The organism is Flavobacterium sp. I-STPP5a (genome assembly GCF_009764685.1).
In the GTDB taxonomy this organism is placed as follows: Bacteria; Bacteroidota; Bacteroidia; order Flavobacteriales; family Flavobacteriaceae; genus Flavobacterium.
On the sequence record NZ_VHLM01000007.1, the window covers coordinates 1 to 14374 of the forward strand.

The 14374-nt window shown below is 34.2% G+C and carries 15 protein-coding genes; 6 read left to right on the forward strand and 9 right to left on the reverse strand.

The genetic code is table 11. From position 1 onward, the window contains the following. Window positions 1-304: 304 nt before the first annotated feature. Window positions 305-886 carry a hypothetical protein gene (locus FJV36_RS01170; protein WP_158728340.1) on the reverse strand — a complete coding sequence of 194 codons (582 nt, stop codon included), beginning with the start codon at window positions 884-886 and terminating at the stop codon, window positions 305-307. A gap of 230 nt (window positions 887-1116) precedes the next feature. Here FJV36_RS01170 and FJV36_RS01175 point away from each other — a divergent pair, with 230 nt between their 5' ends. The 4 genes from FJV36_RS01175 to FJV36_RS01190 all read left to right on the forward strand — a co-directional run bounded on the left by FJV36_RS01175 (window position 1117) and on the right by FJV36_RS01190 (window position 4045). Continuing rightward, window positions 1117-2499 (forward strand): MATE family efflux transporter, encoded by a 1383-nt coding sequence (locus FJV36_RS01175; protein ID WP_158728339.1) that lies wholly within the window; start codon window positions 1117-1119, stop codon window positions 2497-2499. Between the two features lie 71 nt (window positions 2500-2570). Next, window positions 2571-3479 carry a prohibitin family protein gene (locus FJV36_RS01180; protein WP_158728338.1) on the forward strand — a complete coding sequence of 303 codons (909 nt, stop codon included), beginning with the start codon at window positions 2571-2573 and terminating at the stop codon, window positions 3477-3479. 78 nt (window positions 3480-3557) lie between these two features. Continuing rightward, entirely contained in the window at window positions 3558-3788 is a 231-nt protein-coding gene (locus tag FJV36_RS01185) for a hypothetical protein (RefSeq protein ID WP_086453598.1), read from the forward strand. Window positions 3789-3814: 26 nt separating this feature from the next. Then, window positions 3815-4045: a hypothetical protein gene (locus FJV36_RS01190; RefSeq protein WP_158728337.1), complete on the forward strand. Its 231-nt coding sequence runs from the start codon at window positions 3815-3817 to the stop codon at window positions 4043-4045. A 3-nt stretch (window positions 4046-4048) separates the two neighbouring features. Here FJV36_RS01190 and meaB read toward each other — a convergent pair whose 3' ends face one another. The 3 genes from meaB to FJV36_RS01205 all read right to left on the reverse strand — a co-directional run bounded on the left by meaB (window position 4049) and on the right by FJV36_RS01205 (window position 6348). After that, the gene (meaB, locus tag FJV36_RS01195; RefSeq protein WP_158728342.1) at window positions 4049-5140 is read right to left on the reverse strand and encodes a methylmalonyl Co-A mutase-associated GTPase MeaB; all 1092 of its coding nucleotides are present in this window, start codon (window positions 5138-5140) and stop codon (window positions 4049-4051) included. Between the two features lie 97 nt (window positions 5141-5237). Next, window positions 5238-5885 (reverse strand): NAD(P)-dependent oxidoreductase, encoded by a 648-nt coding sequence (locus FJV36_RS01200; RefSeq protein WP_158728336.1) that lies wholly within the window; start codon window positions 5883-5885, stop codon window positions 5238-5240. A gap of 55 nt (window positions 5886-5940) precedes the next feature. Then, the gene (locus FJV36_RS01205; protein ID WP_158728335.1) at window positions 5941-6348 is read right to left on the reverse strand and encodes an Rrf2 family transcriptional regulator; all 408 of its coding nucleotides are present in this window, start codon (window positions 6346-6348) and stop codon (window positions 5941-5943) included. A 142-nt stretch (window positions 6349-6490) separates the two neighbouring features. Here FJV36_RS01205 and FJV36_RS01210 point away from each other — a divergent pair, with 142 nt between their 5' ends. Together FJV36_RS01210 and FJV36_RS01215 are read left to right on the forward strand one after the other, a co-directional pair. Beyond that, complete coding sequence (locus FJV36_RS01210) at window positions 6491-7402, forward strand: AEC family transporter (RefSeq protein WP_158728334.1); 912 nt, start codon at window positions 6491-6493, stop codon at window positions 7400-7402. A gap of 49 nt (window positions 7403-7451) precedes the next feature. Further along, window positions 7452-8663: an MFS transporter gene (locus FJV36_RS01215; RefSeq protein ID WP_158728333.1), complete on the forward strand. Its 1212-nt coding sequence runs from the start codon at window positions 7452-7454 to the stop codon at window positions 8661-8663. Window positions 8664-8694: 31 nt separating this feature from the next. On the opposite strand, the gene FJV36_RS01220 is transcribed toward FJV36_RS01215, so the two are convergent. From FJV36_RS01220 to FJV36_RS01240, 5 genes are all read right to left on the reverse strand, one after another. Further along, the gene (locus FJV36_RS01220; RefSeq protein ID WP_158728332.1) at window positions 8695-9576 is read right to left on the reverse strand and encodes a DMT family transporter; all 882 of its coding nucleotides are present in this window, start codon (window positions 9574-9576) and stop codon (window positions 8695-8697) included. Further along, window positions 9576-10157 (reverse strand): GDP-mannose pyrophosphatase NudK, encoded by a 582-nt coding sequence (gene nudK / locus FJV36_RS01225; protein ID WP_158728331.1) that lies wholly within the window; start codon window positions 10155-10157, stop codon window positions 9576-9578. The genes FJV36_RS01220 and nudK overlap by 1 nt, the downstream gene beginning before the upstream one ends. Window positions 10158-10215: 58 nt before the next feature. Next, window positions 10216-11487, reverse strand: a complete 1272-nt coding sequence (locus FJV36_RS01230; protein ID WP_158728330.1) for an adenylosuccinate synthase — start codon at window positions 11485-11487, stop codon at window positions 10216-10218. Between the two features lie 49 nt (window positions 11488-11536). Next, window positions 11537-11995 carry a Fur family transcriptional regulator gene (locus FJV36_RS01235; protein WP_086453606.1) on the reverse strand — a complete coding sequence of 153 codons (459 nt, stop codon included), beginning with the start codon at window positions 11993-11995 and terminating at the stop codon, window positions 11537-11539. A gap of 118 nt (window positions 11996-12113) precedes the next feature. Next, window positions 12114-14336, reverse strand: a complete 2223-nt coding sequence (locus FJV36_RS01240; RefSeq protein WP_158980769.1) for a bifunctional (p)ppGpp synthetase/guanosine-3',5'-bis(diphosphate) 3'-pyrophosphohydrolase — start codon at window positions 14334-14336, stop codon at window positions 12114-12116. Between the last annotated feature and the right edge of the window lie 38 nt (window positions 14337-14374).

Consider the following 14374-nt stretch of genomic DNA (forward strand, 5'->3'; position numbering starts at 1 on the left):
TACCAATATGCAAATGCAAGGTGCAATAGCAATTTTTACAGTCAACTTAAAAAGAATACTCAAATTAATGTAGAAAATGTAATCTACACATGCATTTTGCCAAATGAACCTGTATAAGTCAAAAACCAACTCATATAACCTACAATAAAAAACAGTTACAAAAATAAAAACGCTTATAACAGATGTTTGAAATCCTGTTACAAGCGTTTTTTATTATCTAAAAAAGGATGCTAATCAAAATAAGCGATGTTTTTCAGTGCCCTCGAATTTCAGCGCATTTTTTTATAACTAATTTTATGAGGTCTTACAGTTGAAAACCGTAAGCTAAACGTACTCCAACTTGTCCAACTCCTCTACCAAGAGTTCCATTGTTGTTTAAACGATCAAAATGATTGTAATGTGTATAGTTCAACGATACATCAATATATTTAGTAGCGTATCCAATACTTGGAGACAATAATAATGATGTTTTGTCTCTGGTATTGTCTACATTACTTACTGCAAATGCAGCACCTGCTTCACCCATTAAGTAAAATTGATCATTCCAAACAAATGCTTTGAAACCTGCTTTAGCTGGGATTAAACCTAAATCTTTTCCTTCTGTTTGTCCAGGAAATGTATCTGCTTTACTAACAAACAAATTAGTGTATCCTGTAGTTAAAGTCAAAGAGTATCTTTTTGATAAATCATACTGACCTCTTACGTCAGCTCCTAATGCTAATTTATATGGATCATTAGTTGAGTAGCCTGCATTTAATCCTACACCTAAACGGAAACCTTGATCATAATTCTCTGCTGTGTTTGTTTCTTGTGCTTGTGTAGTTGAAGCAAACATCATTGCTACTGCTACTAAAAAACCTGTTTTAATTTTTCCTGCGATTGTCATAATTGTAAAATTTAATATTAATATTTTCTGTCATTTAGTTGTTATTATTCAAACGAAACAACGGTGCAAATATAGACTTGGAGCTTTGTTAGGGTGTTATACAATTCAATTGGTTTGTTATAGAATTTCTTGTTTTTGTATATATTATTCAAAAAAGGTTGGGTTAATAATGCAATAACACGGTTAGAATCGGAAGCTTCTAATTATCTTTGCCATCAAAAAATAGCAAAGTGAATTTATCGCAGTACGTCAAAGAGTTTTCTTATAACATCAAATTAGCCTATCCTGTCATTCTAGGAATGTTGGGACATACATTAATAGGTATTGTTGATAATTTTATGGTAGGGAAATTAGGCTCTACTGAATTAGCAGCTGTTTCACTTGGAAATAGTTTTATTTTTATTGCAATGTCTATTGGTATTGGGTTTTCTACAGCAATAACACCGCTTATTGCAGAGGCCGATGCTGAAAAAGACAATCAAAAAATCCGAACTACTTTTCATCACGGATTATTGCTATGTACCATTTTGGGATTTGTATTGTTTGTGGTTACAGTGCTTTCTAAGCAGGTAATGTATATCATGCAACAGCCCAAAGAAGTGGCTGATCTTGCTGCGCCTTATATTGATTGGGTTGCTTTTTCTATGATTCCGGTAATTATGTACCAAGGATACAAGCAGTTTGCAGATGGTTTATCAAAAACTAAATACTCTATGTATGCCATTTTGCTGGCAAATGTGGTGCATATCTTTTTTAACTACGTATTGATTTATGGAATTTGGATTTTTCCAAAATTAGGAATTCTAGGTGCAGCATTAGGAACGGTTTTATCCCGAATCATGATGGTCGTTTTTATGCATTATCTGATGAAAAGAAACGCCGATTTGAAAAAATACTTTAAGAATTTTAGTTTCAAAGAAATAAAAAAATCGATTCTTAAAAAAATTATTAATTTAGGAATGCCCTCAGCCATGCAAATGCTTTTTGAGGTTACTTTATTTACGGCGGCAATTTGGCTCTCTGGATCATTGGGAAAAAATAGTCAAGCTGCAAATCAAATTGCATTAATCCTGGCATCATCAACCTTTATGGTAGCTATGGGACTTAGTGTTACAGCCATGATACGAGTAAGTAATACCAAGGGATTGAATGATTTTAAGCAACTTATTGTAGTAGCGCGCTCTATTTTTATTTTAGCTATTTTACTAGAAATATTTTTTGCGATTTTATTTGTTATTTTTCATCAAGTGTTACCACATTTTTTCTTAAACATGTCCGATGCGAGTCAACTAGTTGATAATAATGAAATTATAGCAATAACTTCAAAACTATTATTGATTGCCGCTATATTTCAAATTTCAGATGGAATTCAAGTAGTTGTTTTGGGTGCACTTAGAGGTCTTCAAGATGTAAAAATCCCTATGTACATTACCTTTGTAGCCTATTGGGTTGTAGGTTTTCCTATATCCTATTATTTAGGAAAGTACACAGAACTCAAAGCGGTGGGTATCTGGATAGGACTTTTAGCAGGTTTAACAATTGCTGCATTATTTTTGTATATTCGCTTTGCAAGATTGACTAAGAAGTTGGCAATGCAACAACATCAAAGTTAAATTTTTTCGTACATTGTAACTTCTTATTTCTATTTCCGTATAACAAGGATATAAACTTAACCCTTTACAACATGATAGTATTTATTATCCTTGGAGTCGTTCTTTTAGTTTTTAGTTTCACATTAAATAATACGTCAAATTCTTTTTCTAAATTTTCAGGAGCTCTAAAAATTGCAGGTATTCTTCTGATTTTTTTAGGCGTTGTTTCGTCGGTTTTCAAACAAATTGATGCTGGTAAAGTAGGCGTAAAGTCGCTTTATGGAAGTGTGCAGTCAGATATCCTAGAAAGTGGATTGAGTTTGATTAATCCTCTTATGGATGTGACTGAATTTGACATTCAAACACAAAATTATACCATGTCTGCCGTTCATAGCGAAGGAGCTCAGCAAGGTGATGATGCCATTCGTGTTCTTTCTAATGATGGACTGGAAGTGGTCATCGATTTGACCGTTTTATTCAGAATTTCTCCAGAATCTGCTCCAAAAATCTTTAAAGAAATTGGTGTAAACTATTCAGATAAAATTGTTAGACCAGTAACCAGAACGCGTATTAGAGACAATGCTGTTTATTATGATGCTGTAGCTTTGTATTCAACAAAAAGAAATGAATTTCAACAACGTATTTTTAAAACCATTGAAGCTGATTTCAAAGCTAGAGGGTTAGTTTTAGAGCAACTTCTCATTCGAAATATAAACTTACCAGCATCAGTAAAAGCATCTATCGAAAGTAAAATTAACGCAGAGCAAGATGCACAAAAAATGACGTTTGTGTTGCAGAAAGAAAAACAAGAGGCCGAACGTAAAAGAGTAGAAGCACAAGGTATTGCAGATTATCAGCGTATCATTTCGACGGGATTATCAGATAAGCAATTGCAATACGAGCAAATAAAGGCACAAAAAGAATTAGCAGCGTCATCAAACACAAAAATTATTTTTATGAATGGTAAAGGGAGTGCACCCATAATTCTTTCTGATAAATAGATTTTTGAAGTTTTGGTGGAGCCAAAGAAAACTCACCGAACTGGTGAATTATAAAACGAATCAATAAAATAATACATAATGGAATTACCAAAATTTTTACTAGGAGATAATACTGATTTTCCCGAAGATATTTTTATCATACACTTAGACTATCCAAGATTTATAATTAATCTCAAAGACGATGAGGTAGAGTTTATGGAAGAAGCTGAGGATTTAGATGAAGCCGAATTGAATACAGAAATGGAAGGATTAATCGTTCTTGCTAATGAGTTTTATGACAGGGAAATGGAACGCTACGAAAAAGAGTAATTATTAACTAACTATATTAATCAACTATGAAAAATGTTTTTATGTATGCAATGTTTATAATGGGGACGATGTTCATTATAGGCGGAATCACAAAGTTTTTTCCTTTTGAAATTAAATCTATTGAAACCTACGGTGAAAGTTATAAGTATGGCCACATGATTGGATATGTGATCAGTAAGTTTCTCGCGGTTTTTGTGGGTGCTAAAATGATCCAGTATGGTTACGAGACCTACAAAGAAATTAAGATTAATGAGTAAGTTTTACTCTTTTTTGAAATAGGTTTCTAATAATTTTTGAGCGGCTGCAAAGGGTGAAATTTCATCATTTTGCACCGCTTTTTTTGTAGAGGTTAGTGATTTTTGGATTTCTGGATTGCTAAAAAAATTGGATTTCAATTGCTCGTTGATCGTTTCAAGCATCCAATATTGATTTTGTTCTTTTCTTTTTTCAAAAAAATAGGCATTGTCTTTGGTTAGGGTTAAGAATTTTTCGATGGTAGTCCAAACTTCTCTGATTCCTTCTTGTGTTATGGCACTACAAGCTGCCGTGGTTGGTGTCCAGCCTGATTTTTTGGCCGGAAAAAGATGCAAAGCTCTGTTGAATTCTAATTTGGCAAGATTGGCTCTTTTGATATTATCGCCATCGGCTTTGTTGATCACAATAGCATCTGCCATTTCCATAATTCCGCGTTTAATGCCTTGTAATTCATCGCCTGCCCCTGAAATTTTTAGCAATAGAAAAAAATCAACCATACTGTGAACAGCCGTTTCGCTTTGGCCTACGCCAACAGTTTCTATAATAATAATATCAAAACCTGCAGCTTCACAAAGTGTAATGGTTTCTCGAGTTTTACGGGCTACACCTCCTAATGTTTCTCCTGAGGCGGATGGACGGATAAACGCATTTTTATCTTTGACTAGTTCTTCCATACGAGTTTTATCACCCAGAATACTTCCGTGTGAAATAGTACTACTAGGATCAACGGCCAGTACGGCTACTTTTTTTCCTAAGCTCGTTAAGTATTTTCCAAAAGCTTCAATAAAAGTACTTTTTCCAACGCCGGGAACGCCTGTAATTCCAATTCTAACAGATTGTTTAGCGTGCGGTAAGCAAGCTGTGATTACTTCATTGGCTTTTGCCAAATGAGTATTGCTGGTACTTTCTACAAGAGTAATGGCTCGGCTCAAGGCAGTAATATTTTCGGCTAAAATACCTTCAACAAGTTCTTTTGCGGACGGTTGTATTTTTCTAAAACGCTGAATAACTCCAACAGATGTTGTGCTGATCATTTCGGGAGGAGTAATTCCGGGTTTTTCGTGTAGTGTGCTTGGGTTTTTGTCTTTTTGTTCCAAAATATGGTGGCGTTGAACTGTAAAAGTACTAAAAACAAAAACAGTTTCAAATAAGCTTTTACTTTTTGAAACTGTTTTTTTAGATGCTAGTTGTGTACTAATATGCCGCTGTAAATCGTACTTGATGATGCTTTGGTTCTTCGGCTTCATCGGCAATAACAACTGCAAGATCCTCAACAGATAGGATGCTTCTATTATCTTCATTAAAGACAGGATTTTCTAAACCTAGACGGTATTTACCAGTTCTTCCTGTAGTTATTCCTTGATGCATCTCTAAAGCTGGACTAAAGAATGTCCAATTCAATTCTTTTTCCTCTTTAATATGATTCAAATAATCCCTTGCAGCGGTAGCGCCCGTATAATATTCCTTAGGGAAATCAGGTGTGTCTACAGCTTGAACATTCGGCGCAACGTACAAACTTCCGCCACCTCCAATAGTGAGGAATCGTTTTACATCTGATTTTTTTACCGCTTCCTGAATTGTTTTTGAGGCTTCAAGAAAATCGTCGTAAAAGTTAGGATTGGTCCAGCCTGCACTGTAAGCGTTAATTACAAGATCATTTCCTGAAATTGCCTCAAGTAAATCCGTTTCTATATGGGCATTGGCCTTAATCCATTTTACCTGTTCTGTGTTTTCGTCTTTTGGGTTTCTCGCAATTGCAGTAATTTCATGATTACGCGCGTTTAATTCGTTTAGAATAGCGGTGCCTACAAATCCAGTGGCTCCAATGATAGCAATTTTCATAATGTTGGGTTTTAATAAGTAATAAAAAATGTTACAGTTTAAGTCAAAAAAAAGTTTAAAATTGGTTCGAAAATTTTTCGAGTGTTATGTTGCTCAATTCAGAGCTGATTTTAGTGTTGATCTCATCATACAAATCGGTTAGTTTTTCATTCATTTTTCTTCCGATAGGGCATTTTGGATTGGGCGTGTTTTTTGCATAGCCTAAGTTAACGGTTTCAAAAGTCATTTTAAATATGGTATCTAAAGTTAGGGAAGCTGCTGAAACGGATAATTTACTACCTCCATTTTTACCTTCTTTACTAACAACAATGTTATTTTTCTTTAGGTTTGCTATCTCTTTCCGAACTAAAACGGGGTGTACATTCATACTTGATGCCAAGAACTCTGAGGATAAATAGTCCTCAGGAAATTGATGCAGCAATGTGAGAATGTGGATGGTTATAGCAAACTTACCTGAAATCATACTGTAATAAAATATGTTACAAATATACGATGTATTTTTAATTTTCCAATTTTAAAATATTTTTTTTCTTCGTGATGTGTCTATTTGTAAATTCATTTGATTCAATTCATAAAATAGGGGTACTTTTGTAGTAAATTAAGCTATGACCAATTTTATATTAATTTTTGTTTTTTTAATACTCGGTATTGTTTTGCAACATTGCAAAGGATTTCCAGTAGGCATCTATAAATTTCTGAATAAAATTGTAATTTATATTTGTCTTCCTGCGCTTGGACTATTTTACATCCCTAAAATAAAATGGAGTACGGAGTTGCTTTTTCCTATTGGAGTGGCTTGGATAGGCTTTGTAGGCGCGTATCTCTTTTTTACTTTGCTTGGAAGAAAATTTGGTTGGTCTAATAAACTCATTGGGTGTTTGATTCTGACGGCAGGATTAGGAAACACATCGTTTTTAGGATTCCCCATAATTGAGGCTTTGTATGGTGAAGAAGGATTGAAAACAGCTATCTTGGTTGATCAACCCGGATCTTTTGTGGTGCTTTCCACCCTAGGTATTCTTGTCGCTACTATGTATTCTAGTAGTCAATCTAATGGATTTGATATTTTAAAAAAAATCCTTTTTTTTCCTCCTTTTATTACATTCATTATTGCCTGCGTCATGAATAATTTAGGATATGATTTCATTGATACGCTTCAATTTGGATTACAAAAAGTAGGAAGTGGCGTAACACCAATAGCCTTGTTATCAGTAGGATTGCAATTAAAATTTGAACGTAAAAGTCAACATTGGCGTTTTTTAGGACTCGGACTTCTTTATAAATTAATCCTAACTCCTGCACTTATTTATTTGTTGTATGTACTGCTTTTGCAACAGCACTCTAAAATTATTCAAGTAGCAATCATGGAAGCTGCTATGGCTCCTATGATTACAGCTTGTATCTTGTCTGCTTCTCATGGTTTAAAACCTCGTTTAAGCAGCATGATGATTGGTTTTGGAATCCCATTATCGTTTGTCACTTTGTTGTTTTGGTATTTTTTAGTACAATTCATTTGAACTGATTTATCACAACTAAATCTTATATACGCTTATCTATTTTTTAAATATGAATACATCTCCTAATTCTGTATCCCATAGTGATACCAATCCTATTGCACAGCAAACTGTTTATTCCATCTTGTTTTCTATTGCGTTTGCTCATTTACTAAACGATTTACTGCAAGCTGTTATTCCGGCATCATATCCCATTTTAAAACAAAATTTTAATTTGACTTTTTCACAAATAGGTCTAATTACGTTAGCTTATCAATTGGCCGCTTCTATCTTGCAGCCATTAGTAGGTTTGTACACAGACAAGCGGCCTAAGCCTTTCTCACAAATCTTCGGGATGTTATTTTCTATGTCAGGAATTATATGTTTGTCTTATGCTTCTAGTTTTGAAATGATCATAATTGCTGTTGTTTTGGTAGGAATAGGATCTTCTATTTTTCATCCCGAAGCTTCTAGAATATCGTTTCTAGCCTCTGGAGGCAAGCGCGGTTTGGCACAATCTATTTTTCAGCTAGGAGGTAATGCAGGTACTGCTATTGGGCCTTTATTAATTGCTTTAATTGTAGTTCCTAATTCACAGTTTTATATCATTTGGTTTGTTGCAGCGGCTTTAATTGGCCTAATGGTTTTGAGTAGAATTGCCTTATGGTACCAGCATCATTTAAGTTTGCGAAGCACCAAGAAAACAGTAATTGCTCTACCGGATTTATCCCAAAATACCATTGTTTTAGCTGTGGTAGTTTTGTTGGTTTTGATTTTTTCAAAGTTCTTTTATATGGCTAGTATGTCTAGTTATTTCACTTTCTATCTTATTGAAAAATTTAGCTTGTCGGTACAAGATGCACAGTTTTATTTGGTTATATTTTTAGTTTCTTGTGCCATAGGGACACTTTTAGGCGGGCCAATTGGCGATAAGTTTGGAAGAAAATATGTAATCTGGTTCTCTGTTTTAGGGGCTGCACCTTTCACCTTATTGTTGCCGTATGCTGATTTATTTTGGACAGGAGTTTTATCAGTGCTTATTGGAATCATCATGTCATCTGCTTTTCCAGCAATTTTAGTCTATGCGCAAGAGCTATTGCCTAAAAAACTCGGAATGGTTTCAGGACTGTTTTATGGTTTTGCTTTTGGAATGGGAGGTTTAGGTTCTGCTTTACTAGGCCGTCTTGCTGATCAAACTAGTATAACCCATGTTTATTTTATATGTGCTTATCTTCCTTTGATTGGTATAATAGCGCTTTTTTTACCGAATTTAAAGAAGAAATAGAACGTTTTAATTTTTTAATAAGTTACCAATTCTATTTTTTATTCGTAATTAATAAACCTGTAATAATGATTCCCATACTGATCATTTGCGAAAGTAAAATTTCTTGATTCAGAAATAAATAGGCTAATAGGCCACTAAATACCGGGATTAAGTAGTAAATCAAAGCTGTTTTTGAGGTGCCTATCAAACGGATAGCTTCGTTCCATACATAAAATGAAATTAAGGAGGCGCAAACGCCAACATAACCCGTAATTAAGATGGTTTTTGAATCGAGAGTTACTTTTTTAAAGTAAATGTGTTCTATGATGTAAAGCGGAAGCAGAAAAATAGTTCCAATGACAAATACACTGAATAGAAATACTTTTGGAGCCAACGCATCTGGTTTCTTGCGAACTAAAATGGTGTAACACGCAAAGAAGAAGCAAGCAAAAAGCATTAAAACATCTCCAATGGCAAATTGTATGTGCAGTAATGCCTGAAATGATCCTTTGGAAATAAGAACCAAAACGCCAATTATAATGATTACAATTCCAATAGTTTGATTAGTTGAAACTTTTTCTTTGAAAATAACACGGGACAATAATACTATAAATAATGGAATTGAAATCGCAATTAATGACAAGTTTACCGCACTAGTTGTTTTGCCAGCAAAGTAAATGAGTGTGTTGAAAATGGTAATGCCTAACAAAGCAGTAAGCGATAGGTATTTAAGGTGTTTTTTGACTGTTGAAATGGTGTTAATAGTTGTTTTTAAAGCAAATGGTGCCAAAACAATACAAGCTACCGCCCAGCGCCAAAATGCTAAGCCAATAGGAGGGATGTGACCTTTGATCCCGCTTGCAATAACCATATTTCCTGACCAAAGTAAAGTAGCTAGTAAAGCAAATAAAACTCCCTTTATAGTATTATTCATTACAAGAGGCTATTTATTTTGGCATACTGCAAGAGCATAATTGTTTTGGCATCTTTTAGTTCGCCGCTTTCAATCATAGTATAAGCAGCATCAAATGGCATTTCAATTACTTCGATATTCTCCTCTTCATGTTCTGCTCCTCCACCTTCGCTTACTTTCATGCTAGCATCATATTCACCAGTAAATAAATAGAGAATTTCGGTTACAGCGCCAGGTGACATGTAAGTTTCCATGATTCTTTTTACTTTTGAAATTCGGTATCCCGTTTCTTCTTCAGTTTCTCTTATAATGCATTGTTCAGGATTGTCTTGGTCTAGAAGTCCTGCGCAAACTTCAACCATCATCCCGCTTTCATTTCCGTTTAAATAGGTGGGAAGTCTAAACTGTTTTGTAAGTATAACTGTTTTAAAATTCGTGTTGTATAACAATATGGCCGCTCCATTACCTCTATCATAGACCTCTCTTTTTTGAGTAATCCATGAGTTGTCTTTTTTTTGATAATCAAATGTTACTTTGTTTAGTTGATACCAGTTATCAGAAAGTATTTCAGTATTTTGGATTTTAATATTTGGATTTTTCATTTAATTCATTTTTTTTGAACAAAAAAAACGTCCCGTTGAATCGGGACGTTTAGGATGTTTATTTTAAGATCGTTTGTTTTCTATCTGGACCTACAGATACAATTTTGATCGTCACCTCAACTTCTTTTTCTATAAAAGCAATGTACTCTTTTAGTTCAACTGGCAATTCATCATAAGTGGTCATACCCGTTAAATCTTGTTTCCAACCTTTAAATTCTTGGTAAACTGGAGTCACATTTTCTGGTTCGATGTTATATGGGAAATGAGAAATTTTTTCACCTTTATAATTGTAATCCGTACAAACTTTAAGAGTTTCAAATCCAGAAAGTACGTCACCTTTCATCATCATCAATTGCGTTACACCATTAACTTGTACAGCATATTTTAATGCCACAAGGTCAAGCCATCCGCAACGTCTTTGTCTTCCTGTTACTGATCCAAATTCGTTTCCTACGCGTGCCATAGTTGCTCCATCTTCGTTAAAAAGTTCAGTTGGGAACGGTCCACTTCCTACACGAGTAACATAGGCTTTAAAAATTCCGTAAACTTCTTTAATTTTATTTGGAGCAATACCTAAACCAGTGCAAGCACCCGCAGCTGTAGTGTTTGATGATGTTACAAAAGGATACGTTCCAAAATCAACATCTAGTAAAGAACCTTGAGCACCTTCGCACAGGATTGATTTACCAGCCTTTTGAGCTTGGTGTAAATATTCTTCGCTGTCAATAAAATCTAATTTTTTTAATTCTTCGATAGCTGCAAAGAATTCGGTTTCCATTTCGGCAAGGTTGTATTGTATAGATACATCATAAAATTTGATCATTTCTTCATGCTTGTCAGCCAATGCTCTATAACGATCTGCAAAATCTTCGAGTTCAATATCACCCACACGAATTCCGTTTCTACCGGTTTTGTCCATATAGGTTGGGCCAATACCTTTTAAGGTTGAACCAATTTTAGCTTTCCCTTTTGAAGCTTCAGAAGCTGCATCTAGCAAGCGGTGTGTAGGTAAGATTAAGTGTGCTTTTCTAGAAATGATTAATTTGCTTTTGATATCTAAATTAAATTTTTCAAGACCTTCAATTTCTTTTTGAAAAACTACAGGGTCAATAACAACTCCGTTACCTATTATGTTTACAGCAGTTTTATGAAAAATACCAGATGGAATAGTTCTTAAAACATGTTTTATTCCATCAAATTCAAGTGTGTGACCAGCGTTTGGGCCACCTTGAAAACGGGCAATAATATCATATTTTGAAGTAAGAACATCAACAATTTTTCCTTTTCCCTCATCTCCCCATTGTAATCCTAATAATAAATCTACCGTCATTCTAAGTGTTATTTGTAGTTAATTTTATATTTGTAAGAACTAGTGTTCTTTATTGTTTTTGTTTTTTATTGCCATATAGGTAAAGAGAATGATTGGTGATTTCAATATCAAAAATCTCTTCAATAGTTTTCTTTATGGTTTGAATTCTTGGGTCACAAAACTCTATTACTTCCCCAGTATCAGTCATAATGATATGATCGTGCTGTTTGTCAAAATATGATTTTTCATAGTGTGCTTGATTTTGACCAAATTGATGTTTACGAACCAAAGCACAATCAAGTAATAGCTCAATAGTGTTGTAAAGTGTAGCCCTACTCACACGGTAGTTTTTGTTTTTCATTTTGATGTATAAATTTTCTACATCAAAATGCTCTTCGCTATCATAAATTTCTTGCAGGATAGCATATCGCTCGGGTGTTTTGCGATGCCCTTTTTTTTCAAGATAAATCGTAAAGACATTCCTAACGATTTCTTGGTTTTTTGAGTTGTCTGTGGCAATAAGTGTCATATGCTGGCAAAGATAATTTTTTTAGTTTAAAATGTAAAGTTTTCTTTTTTGAATACATACAAGATTGAACTTGATTTATAAAAAAAAGGTGTTGGCAACTAAATTAGTATGTGAATTGTTATGTTTTATATTCTCTTGTAACTTTGTCTATTCCATCTATTTTTTTGATGTTGCTGATCATTTTTTTCAAAATAGTATTGTTCTGCACAATAACGGTTACCTGTCCATGAAAAATACCGGCATCTGTGCTAAGTGAAATACTTTGGATGTTAACATTCATGTTGTTTGATATTACCTTTGTGAGTTCATTTGCAAGCCCCAATACATCCATTCCGGTAATATTGATAATAGCCTTGAATTCCTCTTGAGAGGAGTCAATCCATTTTGCTGACATGATCCGATAGGCATAATTAGATTGCATTCCTATGGCGTTAGGGCAATCTTTTTTATGCACTTTTATTCCTTCATTAATAGTAACAAAACCAAAAACGTCATCACCCGGAATAGGATTGCAACATGGAGATAATTTATAATCTAGCTTATCATGTTCTTTACCAAAAACGAGCATGTCATAATTGCTCTTGATAATGGGTTTGTGTATGTCTTCATCAGAAGTGTGACTAGGAGAACGTTTTATTTTATTCTTGAAAAAATTAATAAACGTATTGCTTTTTTGAGCAGCATAGTCTTTAAGTTGCTGGTTTTCTATAGCACCTATTCCTACTCTATAAAATAAATCTAGACTTGTTTTGAGTTTAAAGAAATTAACCAGTTCATTAATAACTTGCTCACTCAATGTTATTTTTAAATGTTTTAATTTACGAGTAAGGAGTTCTTTCCCTTCTTCGCCAATTTTTTTGGTATTCTCGTTTAAAACATTTTTAATTTTTGTTTTGGCTCTTGAGGTAGTTACATAATCCAGCCAGTTAATCGTGGGTTTTTGATGTTGGGATGTGATCACTTCTATTTGATCCCCACTTTTTAATTCAAAGTTTAAAGGAACTAATTTCCCATTTACACGCGTTCCTCTAGTTCTGATTCCTATTTCTGAGTGTATGCTAAATGCAAAGTCAAGAGAGGTCGCTCCTTTTGGCAATGATTTTATTTCTCCTTTTGGCGTAAAGACAAAAATTTCTTTAGAATATAAATTCATTTTAAAATCCTCTACAAAGTCAACCGCATTTGTTTCAGAGTTTTCTAGTGCTTCTTTCAAGAGGTTAAGCCACACATCAAGTCCGCTTTCTTCAGTAGCTCCGTTTTTGTATTTGTAGTGTGCAGCATATCCTTTTTCTGCAATTTCATCCATACGTTCACTACGAACTTGCACTTCTACCCAGCGTCCTTTTGGTCCCATAACAGTAATGTGTAAGGCTTCATATCCGGTTGATTTAGGCGATGATATCCAGTCTCTCAATCGACTAGGGCTAGGTCTATAATGGTCTGTTACAATAGAATATATTTTCCAGGCAATGAATTTTTCTTCATGAGGATTTGATTTGTACACTATTCGTAAAGCAAATTTGTCATACACTTCATCAAAACTCACATTTTGAGCTTTCATTTTTCTACGAATAGAGTAAATAGATTTAGGCCTTCCTTTAATGGCATACTCTACATTCTCTAAGTCTAATGATTCTTTAATTACGTTTGAAATATCTGCAATGTAGGCGTCTTGTTCTTCTTTGGTTTCTTTTATCTTGCTTACAATTTCATGATAAATTACTGGTTCAGTATATTTTAAGCCTAAGTCTTCTAACTTTGTTTTAATGTTATATAAGCCCAATCGATGTGCTAGTGGAGCATATATATAAAGAGTTTCTGAAGCAATTTTGGTTTGTTTGTCCTCTCTCATCGAGTCCATGGTTTGCATGTTGTGCAATCTATCGGCGAGTTTAATCAAAATGACACGAACGTCATCATTAAGCGTTAAGATCATTTTACGGAAATTTTCCGCTTGTATAGAGGCATTCAAGTCTTTTTGTACCAATGAGATCTTCGTTAATCCCTCTACAATTTGAGCTACTTTTGGATTGAATAAGCGTTCAATGTCTTGTACAGTTGTTGGAGTATCCTCAACAACATCATGTAATAAGGCTGCTGCTATTGAAGTTGCTCCAAGACCAATCTCTGACGCAACAATTTTGGCGACAGCTATAGGATGAAAAATATAGGCTTCGCCAGATTTTCTTCTTTGGTCTTTGTGCGCTTCAACAGATACATCAAATGCTTTACGAATGAGTTTTTTATCTTCTTCGGTTAAGGTTTGGTAACTTATTCTTAGTAACTCTTTATATTCGTGTGCAATTGCTTTATTTTCTTTCTCGATATCAATTTCTATCATAACAGCTTTGTATAAGCACTAAATTTAGCAATTTATTG